Source organism: Streptomyces sp. NPDC001903, from assembly GCF_042891345.1.
GTDB lineage: Bacteria > Actinomycetota > Actinomycetes > Streptomycetales > Streptomycetaceae > Streptomyces.
This window is the reverse complement of the sequence record NZ_JBIASZ010000003.1, coordinates 289572-306740: the sequence shown is the minus strand read 5'-3', so window position 1 is coordinate 306740 and position 17169 is coordinate 289572. Positions and strand designations below refer to the sequence as shown.

16 protein-coding genes are annotated in these 17169 nt (G+C 74.4%); 5 read left to right on the top strand and 11 right to left on the bottom strand.

Features of this window, described 5'->3' with window-relative positions:
• Window positions 1-127 precede the first annotated feature (127 nt).
• From ACFYZS_RS08140 to ACFYZS_RS08130, 3 genes are read left to right on the top strand one after another with little or no spacing between them, the layout of a single operon-like run.
• A complete protein-coding gene (locus ACFYZS_RS08140) occupies window positions 128-1258 on the top strand; it encodes a hypothetical protein (protein ID WP_389008043.1) in 1131 nt (376 codons plus the stop codon).
• Window positions 1259-1307: 49 nt separating this feature from the next.
• Window positions 1308-2216, top strand: a complete 909-nt coding sequence (locus ACFYZS_RS08135) for an SDR family oxidoreductase (RefSeq protein ID WP_389008041.1) — start codon at window positions 1308-1310, stop codon at window positions 2214-2216.
• A gap of 36 nt (window positions 2217-2252) precedes the next feature.
• Window positions 2253-3050 (top strand): hypothetical protein, encoded by a 798-nt coding sequence (locus ACFYZS_RS08130; protein WP_389008038.1) that lies wholly within the window; start codon window positions 2253-2255, stop codon window positions 3048-3050.
• Here ACFYZS_RS08130 and ACFYZS_RS08125 read toward each other — a convergent pair.
• The 5 genes from ACFYZS_RS08125 to ACFYZS_RS08105 form a co-directional block, all read right to left on the bottom strand.
• Entirely contained in the window at window positions 3037-3870 is an 834-nt protein-coding gene (locus tag ACFYZS_RS08125; RefSeq protein WP_389008036.1) for an enoyl-CoA hydratase/isomerase family protein, read from the bottom strand. The genes ACFYZS_RS08130 and ACFYZS_RS08125 overlap by 14 nt on opposite strands.
• A gap of 43 nt (window positions 3871-3913) precedes the next feature.
• Window positions 3914-4678, bottom strand: a complete 765-nt coding sequence (locus tag ACFYZS_RS08120; RefSeq protein WP_389008033.1) for a PIG-L deacetylase family protein — start codon at window positions 4676-4678, stop codon at window positions 3914-3916.
• Between the two features lie 54 nt (window positions 4679-4732).
• Complete coding sequence (locus ACFYZS_RS08115) at window positions 4733-6037, bottom strand: alpha/beta fold hydrolase (RefSeq protein WP_389008817.1); 1305 nt, start codon at window positions 6035-6037, stop codon at window positions 4733-4735.
• Between the two features lie 166 nt (window positions 6038-6203).
• The gene (locus ACFYZS_RS08110) at window positions 6204-7289 is read right to left on the bottom strand and encodes an S-(hydroxymethyl)mycothiol dehydrogenase (protein WP_389008030.1); all 1086 of its coding nucleotides are present in this window, start codon (window positions 7287-7289) and stop codon (window positions 6204-6206) included.
• Between the two features lie 73 nt (window positions 7290-7362).
• Window positions 7363-8346, bottom strand: a complete 984-nt coding sequence (locus ACFYZS_RS08105; protein ID WP_389008028.1) for a LysR family transcriptional regulator — start codon at window positions 8344-8346, stop codon at window positions 7363-7365.
• A 71-nt stretch (window positions 8347-8417) separates the two neighbouring features.
• Here ACFYZS_RS08105 and ACFYZS_RS08100 point away from each other — a divergent pair, with 71 nt between their 5' ends.
• Window positions 8418-9323, top strand: a complete 906-nt coding sequence (locus ACFYZS_RS08100) for a dihydrodipicolinate synthase family protein (protein ID WP_389008025.1) — start codon at window positions 8418-8420, stop codon at window positions 9321-9323.
• Between the two features lie 403 nt (window positions 9324-9726).
• Window positions 9727-10485, top strand: a complete 759-nt coding sequence (locus ACFYZS_RS08095; RefSeq protein WP_389008023.1) for a transglycosylase SLT domain-containing protein — start codon at window positions 9727-9729, stop codon at window positions 10483-10485.
• Between the two features lie 229 nt (window positions 10486-10714).
• Here ACFYZS_RS08095 and ACFYZS_RS08090 read toward each other — a convergent pair whose 3' ends face one another.
• The 6 genes from ACFYZS_RS08090 to ACFYZS_RS08065 form a co-directional block, all read right to left on the bottom strand.
• Window positions 10715-11320: a DNA-binding response regulator gene (locus tag ACFYZS_RS08090; RefSeq protein ID WP_389008020.1), complete on the bottom strand. Its 606-nt coding sequence runs from the start codon at window positions 11318-11320 to the stop codon at window positions 10715-10717.
• A complete protein-coding gene (locus tag ACFYZS_RS08085; RefSeq protein ID WP_389008814.1) occupies window positions 11317-12594 on the bottom strand; it encodes a sensor histidine kinase in 1278 nt (425 codons plus the stop codon). The genes ACFYZS_RS08090 and ACFYZS_RS08085 overlap by 4 nt, the downstream gene beginning before the upstream one ends.
• Window positions 12595-12621: 27 nt before the next feature.
• A complete protein-coding gene (locus ACFYZS_RS08080) occupies window positions 12622-13344 on the bottom strand; it encodes an ABC transporter permease (RefSeq protein WP_389008811.1) in 723 nt (240 codons plus the stop codon).
• Window positions 13344-14309, bottom strand: a complete 966-nt coding sequence (locus ACFYZS_RS08075; protein WP_389008017.1) for an ATP-binding cassette domain-containing protein — start codon at window positions 14307-14309, stop codon at window positions 13344-13346. The genes ACFYZS_RS08080 and ACFYZS_RS08075 overlap by 1 nt, the downstream gene beginning before the upstream one ends.
• 70 nt (window positions 14310-14379) lie before the next feature.
• The gene (locus tag ACFYZS_RS08070; protein ID WP_389008014.1) at window positions 14380-15318 is read right to left on the bottom strand and encodes a phytoene/squalene synthase family protein; all 939 of its coding nucleotides are present in this window, start codon (window positions 15316-15318) and stop codon (window positions 14380-14382) included.
• A 101-nt stretch (window positions 15319-15419) separates the two neighbouring features.
• The gene (locus ACFYZS_RS08065) at window positions 15420-17150 is read right to left on the bottom strand and encodes a serine/threonine-protein kinase (RefSeq protein ID WP_389008011.1); all 1731 of its coding nucleotides are present in this window, start codon (window positions 17148-17150) and stop codon (window positions 15420-15422) included.
• Window positions 17151-17169: the final 19 nt, after the last annotated feature.

Here is a 17169-nt window from a genome sequence, read left to right as displayed (position 1 = left end):
ACCCGGATTCCGGGCCGGACCGAAACACCACGCGTCAATCCGGCCACTTCAGCCCCCGGTCAGGCAGCATGTGGCGTGCACTCGTCATGACTTGAGTCCAGGGGGGACCACTCACATGAGAAGAAGCATGTCCGCGGCCGCTGCCGCCGTCGTTCTGGCCGGTCTGATCACGGCGGCCGCCCCGGCCGCGGCGGCCGGGACCGCGTGCGCGCCGGACATCCTCCGGCTGCCGGCCCTCGCGCAGGGCCCCTCGCCGGCGTACGGATCCGTACGGGCCTTCGGGGCCGCCGGCCTGGTGGCCGGCGAAAGCGTCGGACTGCCCGCGTACTGGACGGCCGACCACGCGGTGCACGCCGTCCCGCTGCCCGAGGGCTTCGTGTCCGGCGAGGTCCGCGCGGTGAACGCCAAGGGCCTGATGGTCGGCACCCTCCGGCGGGCCGGTGCCCCCGACACGCCGTACGGGTTCACGTACCAGAAGGGCGCGGCGGCGGTCCGGCTGATCGGCGGCGGAACCACGGCGAGCGCGGTGACTGACGTCAACGACTCGGGCCGTTCCGTCGGCACGGAGGACGGCGTCGCCAAGGAATGGCTGAACGGCGCGGTGGTGCGCGAGCTGCCCGTGCCCGCGGACGCCCGCCCGGGCACCAGGATCGTCTCGGTGAACGGGATCAACGCGCGCGGGGACATCGTCGGCACGGCGCAGACCTCCTACGAGGAGGACGACCAGCTGCGGGGCAAGACCTTCCCGGTCGTCTGGCCCGCCGGGGGCGGGTACCCGCCGTACAGCCTGCAGGTGTGGACCGAGGACGACCGGTCGGTGTGGACGACCGCGGCCGGCATCGACGACCGCGGCAGGGTCGTCGGCCACGAGGACCGCGGCTACCGCGACTGGCAGGAGCGCAAGCCGGCCGTCTGGAAGAAGCCGTACGACGCCCTGCCGAACGACCCCGGCCGGGTCAAGGGCTACGACCACCTGACCCTCGACGGGCTCAGCCCGGCCACGAACGTGGCCGTCGGCTCGGCCGTCACCCTCGTCGAGGGATACCCCAACTTCCTGCACGCCGCGTACTGGCCGGGCACGGGAGCCCCGCTGGCCCTCCCCCACCCCGCCGGCACCGGCCCGGACTCGCGCAGCTCGGCGTACGCGGCCTCGGACGACGACCGGGTGGGCGGCACGTTCTACGACTGGGAGACGATGAAGGGCACCGCCGTGGTGTGGACCTGCGCGAGCAAGCAGGCGTACGCGCCGCAGGGTTGACCCCGTCACGGGCATGGCGATCTCGGCGCCCGCGCGCTATCGATGCCCCATGACGGACGAGATCCCGCCCGGCCCGCCCGGGCTCCCCGCACCGCCTCCGCTCGGTGCCGCCGCGCTGCCCGCCGGTACGTACGCCGGGCAGGTGGTCCTCGTGACCGGCGGCGGCACCGGGCTGGGCAAGGCCATCGCCGCCGAGTTCGCACGGCTCGGCGCGGACCTGGTGATCGCGGGCCGGCGCGCCGAGCGGCTGAAGGCGGCGCAGGAGGAGTTGGCGGCCGTTCCCGGCGCGGGCCGGGTGACGGCCGCCGTCTGCGACATCCGGGACCCGGGGCGGATAGCGGAGGTCTTCGACGCGGCGCAGGCCGGGCCCGGCCTGCCGGACGTCCTGGTCAACAACGCGGCCGCCAACTTCCCCTCCCCGGCGGAGGACCTGTCGCCGGGCGCCTGGCGGGCGGTCCTCGACATCACCCTGACCGGCACCTGGTTCATGACCCGCGAGTTCGGCCGTCGCCACCTCGGCGCCGCCACGCCCGGGTCCATCGTGAACATCGGCGCCTCGTACGCCTGGACGGGCGGGCCTGGCTTCGCCCACAGCGCGGCCGCCAAGGCCGGGGTGAAGAACCTGGTGGAGACGCTCGCCGTCGAGTGGGGCCCGTACGGCATCCAGGTCAACGGGCTCGTCCCCGGCCTGTTCCCGCACGCCGACATGACCGAGGACATCCGCGACGGCCTGGAGCGGGCCGCTCCCGATGCCCGCGACACCCGTCAGCCCGCCCTGCGCGTCGGCGCCCCGCGCGAACTCGGCTGGGCGGCCACCTTCCTGGCCTCCCCGTACGCCCGGTTCATCACGGGGCACACGCTGGTGGTCGACGGCGCGAACTGGCAGCGCCGCTCGCTGGTCAACCCGGAGGTGGTCCCGGTCCGCGCGCAGCTGGGCCGCGGCCCCTTCACCCCCTGAGCGCCGGTTGTCGGTGCCCGGTGGGAGGATCCGTTCATGTCTCTCGCCGATCTGACCTTCGCCCACTGGCGTTCGCTCGACCGGGCCGCCGCCGGGCGCATCGCGCACGAGGCCGCCGCGCAGGCGGGCGGCCGCGTGGTGCTGCTCGACACCGTCGACCACCTCGGCGGGCCGCTGCACCGCGTCCGCATCGAGCGTGCGGGACGGGAGTTCGCCCTCATACCCGGCGGCCCGGTGCGGCTCGGGTTCGACCTGGACGCCTGGACGCCGACGCCCGCACAGGTCGCCGACTACGAGGAGAGCCGGGCGGAAGGGTACGGGTACGAGCTCCCCCTGAAGGAGTATCTCGCCGAGGTGCTCAGCCCGGTCCGCACCGCGACGCCGGCCACCGTGCTCATGGCCGTGGAGGACGAGGCGCTGACCGGGCCCGCGGACGCGATGCCGGAGGTACTCGCGGCGCGCGGGCTGCGGATGCCGAGCGCCGACGAGTGGGAGCACGCCTGCGGGGCCGGGGCGGGCACGCTGTTCCGATGGGGGAACGAATGCCCTCTGGACGAGCCCTCTTACGGGGGCGGCGGCGTGCGGCACGAACCGAACGCCTTCGGGCTGCACATCGCGTACGACAGCTACGCCACCGAGCTGAGCGGTGACCGGACCGCGGTGCACGGCGGCGACGGCGGCGAGGCCGTCTGCGGCGGATACGGCGCGCTGCTCGCCTGGCTGCCGCTGGCCACCGCCCAGCGCAACCCGTCCACGGCGGAGTTCGTGTACGGGCCGGACGGCGAGGGCATGTGCGAGGAGTTCTCGACCCGGCCGGTGTTCAGCCTCCGGTGAAGTGCGGCGGGCGGCGGGCCGCCTTGGCGGTGTAGCCCTCGCGGCAGTCCTCGGAGGTGAGGGTGAGGGCCGCCGTCATCGCGACGCGGTCGAGGGCCGGGCCGAGGGCGGCGTCCGCGTAGGCGTCGATCGCACCTTTGACGCCCTGTACGGCGAGCGGGGCGTTGGCCGCGATCTCCGCCGCCACCGCGCGCGCCGCGGCGTCCAGCTCCCGCGGCGGGACGAGGAGTTGGACCAGGTTCAGGCGGTGCGCCGTCGCGGCGTCGATCTGGCGGCCGGTCAGCGCCAGGAACTTGGCCCAGCCCGCACCCGCCTCGCGGGCGATCCGCAGGTCGCCGCCCGCGTCCACCGCGACGCCGAGCTGCGCTTCGGGCAGGGCGAAGACGGCGTCCTCGGCGGCGATGCGGAGGTCGGCCATCAGGGCCAGTTCGAAGCCGAAGCCGAGGCAGTAGCCCTGCACGGCGGCCACCACCGGCTGCGGGAGCCGCGAGAGGACGGCGAAGCGCTCGTGGACCCAGCGGATGCCCTCGTAGTAGTTGCGGGTCCGCTCGGCGGCCGTCGCGCCCGTGATGGCGCCGCCGGGGGCCTTCACGTCGATGCCCGCGCAGAACGCGCGGCCCTCGGCCCGCAGCAGGACCACCCGTACGTCCGGATCGAAGCGGATCCGGTCCGCGAGCAGGCCCAGCTGGCGGGTGGACTCCCAGCTCCAGCCGTTGAGCCGGTCCGGGCGGCAGAGGGTGAGGACCGCGATGCCGTCCTCGGTCTCGAGCCGGATGCGCTCCTCACCCTCCGCGACCTCGGTGCCGATGGTGTCGATCACGGAAAGCCTCCTCTGACGATCCGTCAGAATAGAGGCTCGGGACTCAGCGCGTGAAGACCTCGAACGTCACCGCGGGGCGGCCGCCGAAGCGCGGCGCCGCCTGCTGGGCGTAACCGGTGAGGAAGCCGCGGACGTACTCCTCGGGGTCCTGGTCCGTGAGGACCTCGATGTACGCCTTGTGCTCCATCAGCGACTTGATGGAGCGCTCCAGGCCGGGGCCCGCGTCCACCGCGTGCGTCGGCGTGGTGGATCCGGCAACCGCCACCCAGCGCACCCCGTCCCAGGGCTCCAGGCCCTGTTCGGAGATGAGCTCGGGGAAGATCCACCGGTTGCCGGCGTCGGCCGCCGCGTCCAGGGTGGCCCGGCCGACGGCCTTGTGGTCGGGGGTGTTCCAGTTGCCCCCGCCGTTCTGCCCGCCCCAGGTGTCCCGGTGGTTGAGGGTGATGAGCAGTTCGGGGCGGTGCCGGCGGATGGCCGCCGCGATGTCCCGGCGCAGGTCCAGGCCGTACTCGACGATGCCGTCGCGGTAGTCGAGGAACTCCACGGTCGAGACCCCGACGACCGCGGCGCTCGCGCGCTGCTCGGCCTCGCGCAGCGGGGCGCACTCCTCGGGCGGGATCGTGTCGATGCCGGCCTCGCCGCGGGTGGCCAGGAGGTAGACGACCTCGCGGCCGCCGTCGGTCCAGTGGGCGATCGCCCCGGCCCCGCCGTACTCCAGATCGTCGGGGTGGGCGACCACCGCGAGGGCGCGCTGCCAGTCGGCGGGCATCGGCTCCAAGGGCGCGGGCTGATCCAGTTGTTCGGTCATGCCCCGCACGATAGCCGCACCCCCCGCGCGCCCCCGCGCTGCGGAGGCGGAGTCCTAGACGTCGTCGCGTACGAGGGCCAGCAGGCGGTCCAGGACACGGGCGCCGCCGGCGCGGACGCCGTCGTGTTCGAACTCGTCCGTCACCCAGGTGCGCAGGCCCCGGATCCGCGCGGCCGTCTCCAGGGAGTGCGCGGTGTCCACGTACAGGTCGTCGTGGTAGATCGCGGCGGCCACCGGGACCTCGTTGGCGGCGAGTCGCGCCGGATCGTACAGCGGCTCCCAGCCGGTACGGGCGGCCAGCAGCTCGGCGGTCTCGCGCAGCGGGGCCAGCGCGGGGTCGGCGGTGAAGTGCCAGGGGTGGACGGTCTCCCCCGTGAACAGCAGGGGCGCGTCGCCCGCGAGGGCCTTCCCGGCGTCGAAGCCGGGGTGGCCCGCGCGGACCCGTTCGGCGGCCCAGGCGGTGGGCGCGGCCGGGTCCTGGGCGTAGATGGGTTCGTGGAGCAGGGCGTACAGGGGGTGCGCGGCGAAGGAGAGCAGCCCCCGTACCTGCTCCAGGAAGGCGTCGGCGAGGGCCGGGCCCGCGGGGGTGGGCACGAAGGCGTCCTCCAGCAGGTAGTGCAGCTGGTGGCTGCCGTCGCCGGTGCCGAGCAGGATGCCCAGGGACTGGAAGGCCTCTGCGGTGAGGCGGTGGCCTCCGGGGAGTTCGGCCGGGCGCTCGACGAGGTGGGCGGCGATGCGGCGGGCGCGCTCGACGTCCATCGGGTAGCGGGTGTAGTGGGCCAGGTTCTTGCGCTCCATGCGGGGGTACGCGGCCTCGTACACCTCGTCGGCGGTGGCGGTCAGGGAGGGCAGGCCACCGGTGATCAGGGCCGCGGTCAGCCCCTCGGGGGCGGTGGAGAGGTAGTGGGTGGTGCAGAAGCCGCCGAAGCTCTGCCCGAGGACGGTCCAGGGGGCGCCGCCGGTCAGGCCGGGACGGATGGCCTCGGCGTCGCGCACGATGGAGTCGCCGCGGAAGTGGGAGAGGTACTCCGCCTGCTGTTCGGGGGCGCCGCGCAGGGGCAGGGTCTGCCGGTTCGCCGGGGTGGAGCGGCCGGTGCCGCGCTGGTCGAGCAGGAGGACGCGGTACTCGGTGAGGGCCCGCTCCAACCAGGCCTGCCGGCCGGTGAAGCGGCGGGCGCCGAAGCCGGGGCCGCCCTCCAGGTACAGCAGCCAGGGCAGGGTCTCGGGATCCTTGCCGGTGGCGACGGCCTCGCGGGCGTACAGCTCGATGTGCTCCCCGTCCGGGCGCGTGTGGTCGAGCGGGACGCTGAAGCGGTGGTCGGTGAGGACGACACCGGGCTGGCGGTAGCTGCGGTCGATGGTCACGAACGGCCCCTGGGTGTGCGGCGGCCCCGGTCGGATCGCGACCGGGGCACGGGTCTGGCGGCCCGGCCGAGTGTAGTACGGGGCCGCCCCGCGCCCCGGCCCCCACCTGCGCCTGCGCCTGCGTCAGTCGGGGCCGGGGGCCGGGTCGGTCCGGGTTGCGCTAGAACTCGACCACCGAGCGGAGGACCTCGCCGCGGTGCATGCGCGTGAAGGCGTCTTCGACGGCGTCCAGGGGGATGGTCTCGGAGACGAAGGCGTCGAGGTCGAGGCGGCCCTGGAGGTAGAGGTCGATGAGGAGGGGGAAGTCCCGCTCGGGCAGGCAGTCCCCGTACCAGGAGGACTTGAGCGCGCCGCCGCGGCCGAAGACGTCGAGCAGCGGGAGTTCGAGCTTCATCTCCGGCGTGGGCACGCCGACCAGGACCACGGTTCCCGCCAGGTCGCGGGCGTAGAAGGCCTGCCGGTAGGTCTCGGGGCGGCCCACGGCGTCGATGACCACGTCGGCGCCGTTGCCTCCGGTGAGCGCCTGGACGGCCTTGACCACGTCTTCCGTACGGCCGTTCACCGTGTGGGTGGCCCCCAGGCCCCGCGCCCACTCCAGCTTCCGGTCGTCGAGGTCGACGGCGATGATCCGGCCGGCGCCGGCGAGGCGGGCGCCGGCGACGGCCGCGTTGCCCACTCCTCCGCAGCCGATGACGGCGACGGAGTCGCCCCGTCCGACGTTGCCGGTGTTCAGGGCGGCGCCGAGGCCGGCCATGACCCCGCAGCCGAGGAGGCCCGCGGCGGCCGGGGAGGCCGCCGGGTCGACCTTGGTGCACTGGCCGGCCGCGACCAGGGTCTTCTCGGCGAAGGCTCCGATCCCGAGCGCCGGGGAGAGCGGCGTGCCGTCCTCCAGGGTCATGGGCTGGGTGGCGTTGTGCGTGTTGAAGCAGTACCAGGGACGGCCGCGCTTGCAGGCCCGGCAGGTGCCGCACACGGCACGCCAGTTGAGCACGACGAAGTCGCCGGGTGCGACGGAGGTGACGTCGGGGCCGACGGATTCGACGATTCCGGCGGCCTCGTGGCCGAGGAGGAAGGGGAACTCGTCGTTGATGCCGCCCTCACGGTAGTGGAGGTCGGTGTGGCAGACCCCGCAGGCCTGGACCTTGACCAGGGCCTCGCCGGGTCCCGGGTCGGGCACGAGGATCGTCGTCGTCTCCACCGGTGCGCCCTTGCTCCGGGCGATGACCCCTCGTACGCGATGCGTCACGTCGTACCCCGCTCTGGTCGGTTCTGTCTGGATCAACGAACGTACACGGGCGCGGCGGTGGAAGGGAGTCGCGTCACTCCGGGGAAGTGGGAGTGGCGAGTTCCGGCGGTACGGCGGCGCGAAGTGCCGCTCCGAAGGCGGCCACGGCCGGATGGGCGCCGGCGCCGCTGCGGAAGGCGATCTTGGTCCGGCGCTCCATGAGGAGCCGCGTGAGGGAGACGGCCGGGTCGGCGGGGCCGATGACCCCGAGCTGCGGGACGACGGCGACGCCCTGGCCGGCCGCGACCAGGGCGAGCACGGCGGGGAACTCGTCGACCCGGTGGCGGATCCGCGGGGTGAACCCGGCGGCCTGGCAGGCCCGCAGGGCCATGGCGTGGCAGAGGGTGCCGTGGGTGGCGGTGATCCACGGGGCGTCGGCGTGGGCCCGCAGGACGGCGCCCTGGTCGGTTCCGAGGGCCGGCGCCGCGCCGGCCGCGGGCTGCGCCGGGACGGTCCACGCCGGGGCCGTCCGCGCCGTGGCGGCCTGCGCCGGGGCGGCCAGGTACATCGACTCCCGGTAGAGCGGCCGCGTGGCGAGTCCCGGCTCCGGCGGCGCGGGGACGAAGTCGTACTCGTGGATCAGGGCCACGTCCAGGTCCCCGGCGCGCAGCGCGTGCGCGACGGCCGCCGGGTCGGTCTCCGAGACCATCGGCTCCAGTCCCGGGTGACGCCGGGCCAGGGCCGCCAACGCGGCCGGGAGGATGGCCCGGACGGCGGTGGGGAAGGCCCCGACGCGCAGGGCCCCGGCCAGGCCGTTGCGCGCCTCGGCGAGATCGGCGTCGGCCCGTTCCAGCCGCTCCAGTACGGCCTCGGCGTGCCGGACCAGGTTCTGACCGGCCGGAGTGAGCCGGACCCGGCGGCCCGTGCGTTCGAGCAGCGGCAGCCCCGCCTCGCGTTCGAGGACGGCGAGTTGCTGGGACACCGCCGAAGGGCTGAAGGCGAGGGCCTCGGCCACGGCGGCGATGGTCCCGCGGCGGGCGAGTTCGCGCAGCAGGCGCAGGCGTCGTACGTCGAGCATCGGCTCAGCTTACGGTTCGGGTAAGAAACGCGAACTGGATTTGGCGCTCGGGGCGGATGAAGCTCGTGGGCATGGCACAGGACCTCTCCCTCCACGGGATTCACGTACCGCTCGTCACCCCCTTCACGCGCGCCGGGGACGTCGCCGCCGACTCCCTGGAGGCTCTCGCCCAGCAGGTGCTCGCCGAGGGCGCCACCGGGATCGTCGCCCTCGGCACGACCGGCGAGGCGGCCGCCCTCGAGGAGGCGGAGCGCGACCTCGTCACCGACGTGTGCGCCCGGGTCTGCCGCGAGCGGGGCGCGGTGCTGACCGTGGGGGCCGGGGCGAGCGGCACCCGGGCCGCCGAGGCGGCGCTCGGCCGGCTGGCGCGGTGGCCGCAGGTGCGGGCGGCGCTGGTGACCGTGCCCCCGTTCGTACGGCCCGGGGCGGCGGGGGTCCTGGCGCACTTCGCGCGGCTGGCAGAGGTGAGCCCCGTACCGCTGGTCGTCTACCACATCCCGTACCGGACGGGGCAGCCTCTGGGCACGGCCGCGCTGCGGGCGCTCGGGGAGCTGCCGGGGGTGGCCGGGATGAAGTACGCGGGCGGCGGGGTCGGCGAGGAGGCGGTGGCGCTGCTCGGCGACCTGCCGGAGGGGTTCGCGGTGCTGGCGGGCGACGACCTGTACCTGTCCCCCCTGCTGGCCCTGGGCGCGGCGGGCGGGATCCTGGCCTCGGCGCACCTGGCGACGGCCCGGTACGCGGAGCTGGAGGCGGCCTGGCGGGCCGGGGACGCAGCGTGGGCGCGGGCCCTGGGCCACGGTCTGGCCCGGCTCTCGGCGGCGCTCTTCGCCGAGCCGAATCCGGCGGTGGTGAAGGGCGTGCTGCACGCGCAGGGCCGGATCCCGACGCCGGACGTGCGGCTGCCGCTGCTGCCGGCGGGCGGGGCGGCGGTGTCGGCCGCGCTGGAACGGCTGGCGGAGCTGCGGAGCCCCCGCTGATCCACCGCGAACACGCTGCGAACACGCCGCGGGCATGCCCTGAAGCGCCCCCTGTGGGCGGTTCGCAAACAACGGGCGAGATGCCCGAATCAGGCCAGGGTATGGGCGACTTGTCCGTTTCCCGGAAAGGCTTCCGGAGCTCGTGATGTGAGTCACTCGAATAGGAGCAACATCATTAATCCGGAACAGACGGTTCCCTTTTCCCGGAAAGGAATTTCGGCATTCCCGGAAGGTGCCTCCAAGGTCGTTTCCGACCCTGAAACCGGCAAGTCGATCACCCGGGGGAATTCGTGCCTTGTTCCCGCCCGGCGGACTCGCTTACCTTCACGTCATTCCCAGCGGGCAGCCGCCGAAACCGGCGGCCGCCAGGGATCCCCCGCACCCCCACGTGAGGAATTCCGCCATGCCCGGACTCGGTAAGCACCGTCGGCCCAAGCAGCGCCCGATCGCCCGCAAGCTGGCTGTGGCCGGCACCGGCGGCGCCGCCCTCGCCCTGCCGCTGATCAGCGCGACCACGGCCGGCGCGGCCGTCACGCAGCCGGCCTCGGCGCCCGCCGCGAAGACCGTCACGCTGCCCGCCGTCAAGCCGGCGGTGGAAAAGGCCGCGGCGCCGCTCACCTATTCCGTGACCGTCGGCGACACCCTTTCGAAGATCGCGGCCGAGCACGCGGTGAACGGCGGCTGGCAGGCCCTGTACGAGGCCAACCGGAGCGCCATCGGGTCCAACCCCTCGATCATCCGGCCCGGGCTCAAGCTGAGCATCGGCGCGGCGGCCAAGGCGGCCGCAGCCAAGGCGACCGGGGTGAAGGCGGCCGCGGCGGCCAAGCCCGCCACCACGTACGCGAACAACCTCGACGGCTGGATCCGGCAGTCGCTGGACATCATGGCCCGGCACGGAATCCCCGGCAGCTACAACGGAATTCACCGCAACGTGATGCGGGAGTCCTCGGGCAACCCGATGGCCATCAACAACTGGGACTCCAACGCCGCGGCCGGCATTCCCTCCAAGGGCCTGCTCCAGGTCATCGACCCGACCTTCCGCGCCTACCACGTGCCCGGCACCTCCCTGGACTCGTACGACCCGGTCGCCAACATCACGGCCGCCTGCAACTACGCGGCGGCCCGCTACGGCTCGATCGACAACGTCAACGGCGCCTACTAGGCACCACGGCGGGCCCGGGGGCCCGGGGGCCCGGGGGCCGAGCCCGGCATGACCGGCGAGACACGGCCTAGGGGGCGTCTTGCCGATCAGGCCGGGCTCGCGGGGTCTGGTGCCGCGCCTCGCCGCGTTGTCCTCGGTCGCCGACACTCCGCGTCGCCTCCCTCGTCCGCCTTGCGATCCACGGCACCAGACCCCGCTCCCTGATCCGCCCTGATCGGCAAGACACCCCCTAGAGCCAGCCCTGGCGGCGGGCCGCGCGGGCGGCCTCCATGCGGTTGCGGGTGCCCGTCTTGCCGATGGCGGACGACAGGTAGTTCCGCACCGTCGACTCCGACAGGTGGACCCTGGCCGCGATGTCGGCCACGGTCGCCCCGTCGACGGACGCGACCAGCACGTCGACCTCGCGCGGCGTCAGCGGATTCGGGCCGGCGCTGAGCGCGGCCGCGGCGAGCGCGGGGTCGATCACGGTCTCCCCGGCGAGCACCCGGCGGATCACGGCGGCCAGTTCCTCCACCGGCCCGTCCTTGACCAGGAATCCGGCGGCGCCCGCCTCCATCGCCCGGCGCAGGTAGCCGGGGCGGCCGAAGGTGGTCAGGATCAGCACCCGGCAGCCGGGGCAGCGCGTGCGCAGCTCGGCGGCCGCGTCGAGACCGCTGCGGCCCGGGAGTTCGATGTCGAGCAGGGCCACGTCCGGCCGGGCCTCGATCGCGGCGGGCACGATCTCGTCCCCGGCGCCGACCTGCGCCACGACCTCGATGTCCTCCTCCAGCCCGAGCAGCAGGGCCAGCGCGCCGCGCATCATGCCCTGGTCCTCCGCGAGCAGGACCTTGATCATCGACTCTCCCCGTCCTCCGGGCTCTCCCGGCCCTTCCCGCTCTCCTGACCGTTCCCGCTCTCCGGCGCGACCGGTTCCACCGGGAGTTCGGCCGTGACCCGGAACCCCCGCCTCTGGCCCGGTGCCGGGCCGCCGACGAGGGTGCCGCCCGCCGCGGCGAGCCGTTCCGTCAGGCCGGTCAGTCCGCTGCCCGGCGGGGTCGAGCCTACGCCGCTCCCATTGTCGGTGATCACCAGCCGGACCTGTTCCGCCGTGCTCCGCACCTCGATCTCGCAAGTGGTCGCACCGCTGTGGCGGATGGCGTTGGTGGCGGCCTCGCGCACCACCCAGCCCAGCAGCGCCGCCGCCTGCGGGGGCAGCGGGGGCCCCGACTGCCGTACGACGGGCTCGATCCCGGCGGCGGTCAGCGCGCCGCGGGCCCGGTCGAGCTCGGCGGCGAGGCTGGTCTCGCGGTAGCCGGTGACGGCCTCCCGGATCTCGGTGAGGGCCTGACGGCCGACCGACTCGATGTCGGCGATCTGCCCGAGGGCCGCGTCCATGTCCCGCGGGGCGATCCGGCGGGCGGCCTCCGACTTCACGACGATCACCGACAGGGTGTGGCCGAGCAGGTCGTGCAGATCCCGGGAGAAGCGCAGCCGCTCCTGGTCCACGGCGGCCCGGGCCAGCTCCTGCCGGGTCTCGCGCAGTTCCTTGACCGTCTCGGAGAGGGCGAGGATGGCCGCGGTGACCATGCCGGACACGAGCGTCCCGTAGGCGATGCCGAGGGTGTCCCAGCCCTCGTCGAGTCCGGCGATCGCCCCGGCGAGGCCGGTGACGACGAACATCACCGGGCCGAGCTTGCGGCCCCGGACCACCGCGCCGGTGGCCAGGCCCCACAGCGGGAAGAACAGCAGCCAGTTGCCCCCGTACGCGAGGGCGAGGGCGCAGGTGACCGCGCCGAGGGCGGCCAGGCACCACAGGGTGCTCGCGGCCTCCCGGGCCCGCCGGTCGAAGGCGCGGAACACCAGGGTGATGTACAGGGAGTTGAAGACCAGCAGGCCGAGGGCGCCGATCCAGGGGTTGGGGGTCTCCCCCTTGATCACGTTGGAGATGGCGCCCATGCCCAGCAGCAGCCACGGCAGCAGGGTGAAGGCATTGGGCGGGCCCATCGGGCCGCGGCCGTAGTCGGGGGCCTCACCGCAGTCCTTGCGCCGCTTCTCCTGCGCCCGCCATTCGGCTTTGCGGACCGCCCAGTCGGCCTTCCACGCCTCCCTGTGCCTGCGCCTGTCCCGCATCGTCATTCCCGTTCCCCGCTCCACGCGTCACACCGTCCTCGCGGACCGACGGTACGAGAGCACCGCGTACGAACCGAACAGCAGGGCCCACACCGCCAGTACGGCGACCGCGGCCGGGCCGGGGGCCGCGCCCGCGGCGAGGGACTGCCCGATCTCGGCGAAGCGGCGCGTGGGGGTGAAGCCGGACAGGGAGCGGAGCCAGTCCGGGAACAGCCCGGTCGGGAACCAGAGCCCGCCGACGACGGAGAGTGCGAGGCTGCACCCGACGTTGACCACTCCGGTGGTCTGGGCGGTGAGCCGGTACCCGTTGCCGATGCCGAGCAGGGTGAAGGGGAGCGCTCCGAGCCACAGGACGAGGGCGACGGCGGCCCATTCCCAGGCCTCCAGCCGGACCCCGTTGACGAACGCACCGGCGGCGAGCACGGCGGCGACGGCGGGCAGCACGGTCACCGAGCCGGTCAGCGCCCGGCCGACCACCACCTGGCGCGGGGTCATCGGGGTGACCCGCAGCTGGCGCAGCCAGCCGATCCCCTTGTCCTCGGCGACGCCGGTCCCGGTCCCCAGGGCCGCGCCCAGGGCCCCGTACGCGGCCATGGCCACCATGGAGGCCGTCTTCCAGTCGCCGGTGTCGGCGTCGGTGCCGAGGTTGGTGAAGAGCAGGTACATCAGCACCGGCATGCCGATGCCGAAGACGACGAAGGAGGTGTCGCGCAGGGTCCGGCGGACCTCCAGGCGGACGTAGGCGGTGATCATCGGGCGCTCCCCGCGGAGAGGGTGTGGGTGTGGGTGTCGGTGAGCGCGAGGAAGGCGTCGTCGAGCGAGGGCGCGGTGACCTCGATCCCGCGGACGGCGCCGAGGCCGGCGAGCGCGACGACCGTCGCGTCCGGGTCCTCCGTACGCAGCCGCGCCCGCTCTCCCCGGATCTCCACGCAGACCACCCCGGGCAGTTCGCCGAGGCCATCGGTGGGGCGCCCGGCCAGGTCCACGGAGACCAGCGACCCGCCGGCGGACCGGCGCAGCTGCTCCCCTGTGCCGTCGGCGACGATCCGGCCGGCGTCGATGACCACGATGCGGTCGGCGTGGGCGTCGGCCTCCTCCAGGTAGTGCGTGGAGAACAGGACGGTGTTGCCGCGCCGGGCGTAGCCGCGCATGGACTCCCAGAAGGCGCGGCGGGCCTCCACGTCGAGGGCGGCGGTGGGCTCGTCGAGCACGATGAGGTCCGGGTTCCCGGCGAGGGCGACGGCGAAGCGGACCCGCTGGGCCTGGCCTCCCGAGAGCCGGTCGATGCGGCGGCCGGCGAGTTCGGTGAGCCCGGCGAGCTCCAGCGCCTCGGCGACGGGCAGGGGGGCGGGGTAGGTGCGGGCCACGAAGCCGATGAGCTCGCGCACGGTGATCCGCGGTACGGCGCGCCCCTCCTGGAGCATGGCGCCCACCCGGCCGGACCGCACGGCCCGGTCGGGGGTCTCGCCGAAGAGCCGTACGGTGCCCGCGTCGGGCTCGTCGAGGCCGAGCAGCAGGCCGATGGCGGTGGACTTGCCGGCGCCGTTGCGGCCGAGGAGGGCGACCGTCTCGCCGCGCCGGACGTCGAGGTCGATGCCGGCGACGGCGCGGACGGCTCCGAAGGACTTGGCCGTGTGCCGGAAGCGGATCGCGGGCTCGTCGTGCGGTGGTCGCGCGGTCCGCGCCGTGCCGGCCGTGCGTGTCGTCTGCGTCATGCCCTCCACGCTACGAACCGGGGCGGGCGCCCCGGCAGATCCGCGTGTACGGAGCCCACCGGTACAAATGTCACGGCCGGCGGATCGGCGGGACGCCCTGTGGAGCCTCTCGGCGCCCGGCGCGGGCGCGCAGCAGGGTGCGGACGGGGGCCGCCAGGCCGTAGCCGACGTCCTTGCGCAAGGCCCCGGTGCCGGCCCGTTCCACGGCGGTCAGCTGGTGGCCCATCAGCTCCGTCATCGCGGCGATCACGGGGCGCAGGCCCGGCTCGACGAGGTCGAGGATGCCCTCGGTGGCGTCGAGGGCGCTGCGGGCGCGCCGGGTTTCGCCGGCGAGGAGTGCGCGTACGGCCGGGGTGTCCCGGGCCTGTTCGAGGTCGGCGCGGGTGACGGAGTGCTCGGCGAGGCGGCCGCGCGGCAGGCAGAGCCGGCCGTCCGCGAGGTCTCCGGCGAGGTCGGCGAGGAAGTCGACCCGCTGGGCGGCGTCCACGAACCGCCGCCATCCGGCGGCCTGTTCCCCGTCGGGACCGCCCTGGTACTGGAGGCCGGTGAAGACCAGCACCCCGGGCCAGGCGTAGGCGTCGAGGTAGGCCTGGAAGTCCTCCTCCGTGTCGAAGCCGTCGAAGGCGGCTTCGGCGGTGGCGGCGCCTTCCAGGAACCGGGAGACCCAGTGCGCGGGCAGCCCGCGGGTGGCGACGGCGTGGGCGTAGGCGCGCAGCAGCGGATCGGGGCTGTCGCCGGTCTCCAAGGCCGTCTCCACCTGCCCGGTGAGTGCGGCCAGACCGGCGGAACGTTCCTGCGGGGTGCCGGTCTCGGCCACGTCGTCGACGAGGTTCATGAAGGCCACCCCCGCCGTCAGCCAGGGCACCAGCGGCGGCGCGGCGAGCAGGCGCAGCGTCACGTAGGGGGCCGGCTCGCGGCGCAGGACCCGGCGGGCGACGTGCGTGTAGTCCTCGCGCAGCCGGGAGCCGGTGATTCCGGCGGCGGTGAGGGTGGTGCGCCAGCTGGGCATGTGGTGTCGCTCCCCGAGTCGGACCGTGAAGGGCCGTACCTGCGCCGTGCGCGCCGCGTGTGCGTGCGGCGCGCGTACGGCATTCGTACGGATACACGATGTCAGGAGCGGTAGACCTTCTTCACCTTGCCCTGGGTGTCGGCGTAGACGTACCCGCCCTGGCCGTACTCGTCGGTGAGGTAGGGCCGCATGGACGGGGTGCCGTCGAGGAGCCAGGGTTCGACGATGACGTAGCGGGAGGTCGGGTTGGTCACGCCGAGTTCCTGCTTGGCCGTGTCGAGGAGGCCGGGCAGGGCGTCCCAGTTGACTCCCGCCATGTCGATGAGCGGCTCGTCGGCCTTGATGGTGCTGCCGGGGCCGGTGCGCTTCGCCTCGCCGTCGCGGTACTGGTAGCGGTCGTAGGTCTTGGCCCCGGGGGCGGTGGGGATGGACGCGAGCACGTACTCCTCGTAGATGTTCATCTCCACGAACTGGGTGGTGCCCGTCTTCTGCTTGAAGGCCTCGATCGCGGTCCGCACGTTGGCGGGGGTGAGCAGGCTGCCCTTCGGGGCGTCGGCCCGGCTGCCGACCGACTTGGGGAGGCTCTGCTTGGGGCCGGGGGTGGTGGAGGGGGCGGTGCTCGCGGTGGTGGCGCCGCCCTTCGCCTCGCCGCCGCCCCCGGACTTTCCGCCGGGCATCCACTTGACGAGCCCGAACACGCCGCCGGCCAGGACGAGTGCGAGGACGGCGGCCAGCAGCACCGGGCGGCGGCGCGGGGCGGAGCGCGCCGGGACGGGCGCGGTGACCGAGTACGGGGAACCGCCCCCGGGGGTGAACGGCGCCGACGGCGCGTAGGGCTGCGGGACCTGCGGCTGCGTGGGCCGGCTCCGGCCGGGGGCGGCGCCGGTGCCGAGGCCGATCCCCTGCTGCGGGGTCGGCGGCCCGTACTGGCCCAGGACCGTCGGCTGCGGCGCCGGTGAAACGACCGGCGCGGCACCGGCGGCGAGAGCACTGCTCGCGTCCCGGAGCAGTTGTTCCAGCTGCGCCGCGTCGGGCCGGACGGACAGGTCCCGTACGAGCAGCCGTTCCAGTACGGGCCCCAGCGGGCCGGAGCGCACCGGCGCGGGGATCGGCTCGTCGAGCACGGCGACGACGGTGGCCAGGGTGCTGGCCCGGCGCAGCGGATGGGCTCCCTCCGCGGCCACGTAGAGCAGCATGCCGAGCGACCACAGGTCGGAGGCCGCCAGGCCCTCCTCGCCGCGGGCCCGCTCCGGGGCGATGTACTCCGGCGAGCCGATGAGCACGCCGGTGGAGGTGAGGGCGGTCGAGTCGTGCAGGGCCGCGATGCCGAAGTCGGTCAGCACGGCGGAGCCGTCGGGGCGCAGCAGCACGTTGGCCGGCTTCACATCGCGGTGGAGCACCCCTTCGGCGTGGGCGGCCCGCAGCGCGGACAGCACGTCGAGGCCGAGCCGCAGCACCTCGGCGACGGGCATCGGCCCCGACTCCAGCCGGTCGTGCAGGGAGCCGCCCTTGACCAGCTCCATCACGATCCACGGGTGTCCGTCCGTGCCGGCGGCGGGCTCGACGATGTGGTGGATCGTCACCACGTGCGGGTGCGCCAGCCGGGCGAGTGCACGGGCCTCGCGGATGGCGCGTTCGCGCAGCTGGACGGTGAGTCCGGGCTGGGCGGCGGCGGTCGCCGGGTCCGGCGGGCGCACCTCTTTCAGGGCGACGTCGCGGTGCAGTGCGATGTCGCGGGCGCGCCACACCGTGCCCATACCGCCGGCGCCCAGCGGCGCGATCAGTTCGAAGCGGCCGTCGACCAGCTGTCTGCCGGCCTCACTCATGTCCATGGCCGGACATCGTAGGCGC

Bases quoted from the DNA above. Each gene is read 5' to 3' on its own strand.
- ACFYZS_RS08065 (WP_389008011.1), bottom strand. From the start codon at position 17,150: ATGGACATGAGTGAGGCCGGCAGACAGCTGGTCGACGGCCGCTTCGAA.
- ACFYZS_RS08070 (WP_389008014.1), bottom strand. From the start codon at position 15,318: ATGCCCAGCTGGCGCACCACCCTCACCGCCGCCGGAATCACCGGCTCC.
- ACFYZS_RS08130 (WP_389008038.1), top strand. From the start codon at position 2,253: ATGTCTCTCGCCGATCTGACCTTCGCCCACTGGCGTTCGCTCGACCGG.
- ACFYZS_RS08100 (WP_389008025.1), top strand. From the start codon at position 8,418: ATGGCACAGGACCTCTCCCTCCACGGGATTCACGTACCGCTCGTCACC.
- ACFYZS_RS08135 (WP_389008041.1), top strand. From the start codon at position 1,308: ATGACGGACGAGATCCCGCCCGGCCCGCCCGGGCTCCCCGCACCGCCT.
- ACFYZS_RS08105 (WP_389008028.1), bottom strand. From the start codon at position 8,346: ATGCTCGACGTACGACGCCTGCGCCTGCTGCGCGAACTCGCCCGCCGC.
- ACFYZS_RS08140 (WP_389008043.1), top strand. From the start codon at position 128: ATGTCCGCGGCCGCTGCCGCCGTCGTTCTGGCCGGTCTGATCACGGCG.
- ACFYZS_RS08075 (WP_389008017.1), bottom strand. From the start codon at position 14,309: ATGACGCAGACGACACGCACGGCCGGCACGGCGCGGACCGCGCGACCA.
- ACFYZS_RS08085 (WP_389008814.1), bottom strand. From the start codon at position 12,594: ATGCGGGACAGGCGCAGGCACAGGGAGGCGTGGAAGGCCGACTGGGCG.
- ACFYZS_RS08095 (WP_389008023.1), top strand. From the start codon at position 9,727: ATGCCCGGACTCGGTAAGCACCGTCGGCCCAAGCAGCGCCCGATCGCC.
- ACFYZS_RS08090 (WP_389008020.1), bottom strand. From the start codon at position 11,320: ATGATCAAGGTCCTGCTCGCGGAGGACCAGGGCATGATGCGCGGCGCG.
- ACFYZS_RS08120 (WP_389008033.1), bottom strand. From the start codon at position 4,678: ATGACCGAACAACTGGATCAGCCCGCGCCCTTGGAGCCGATGCCCGCC.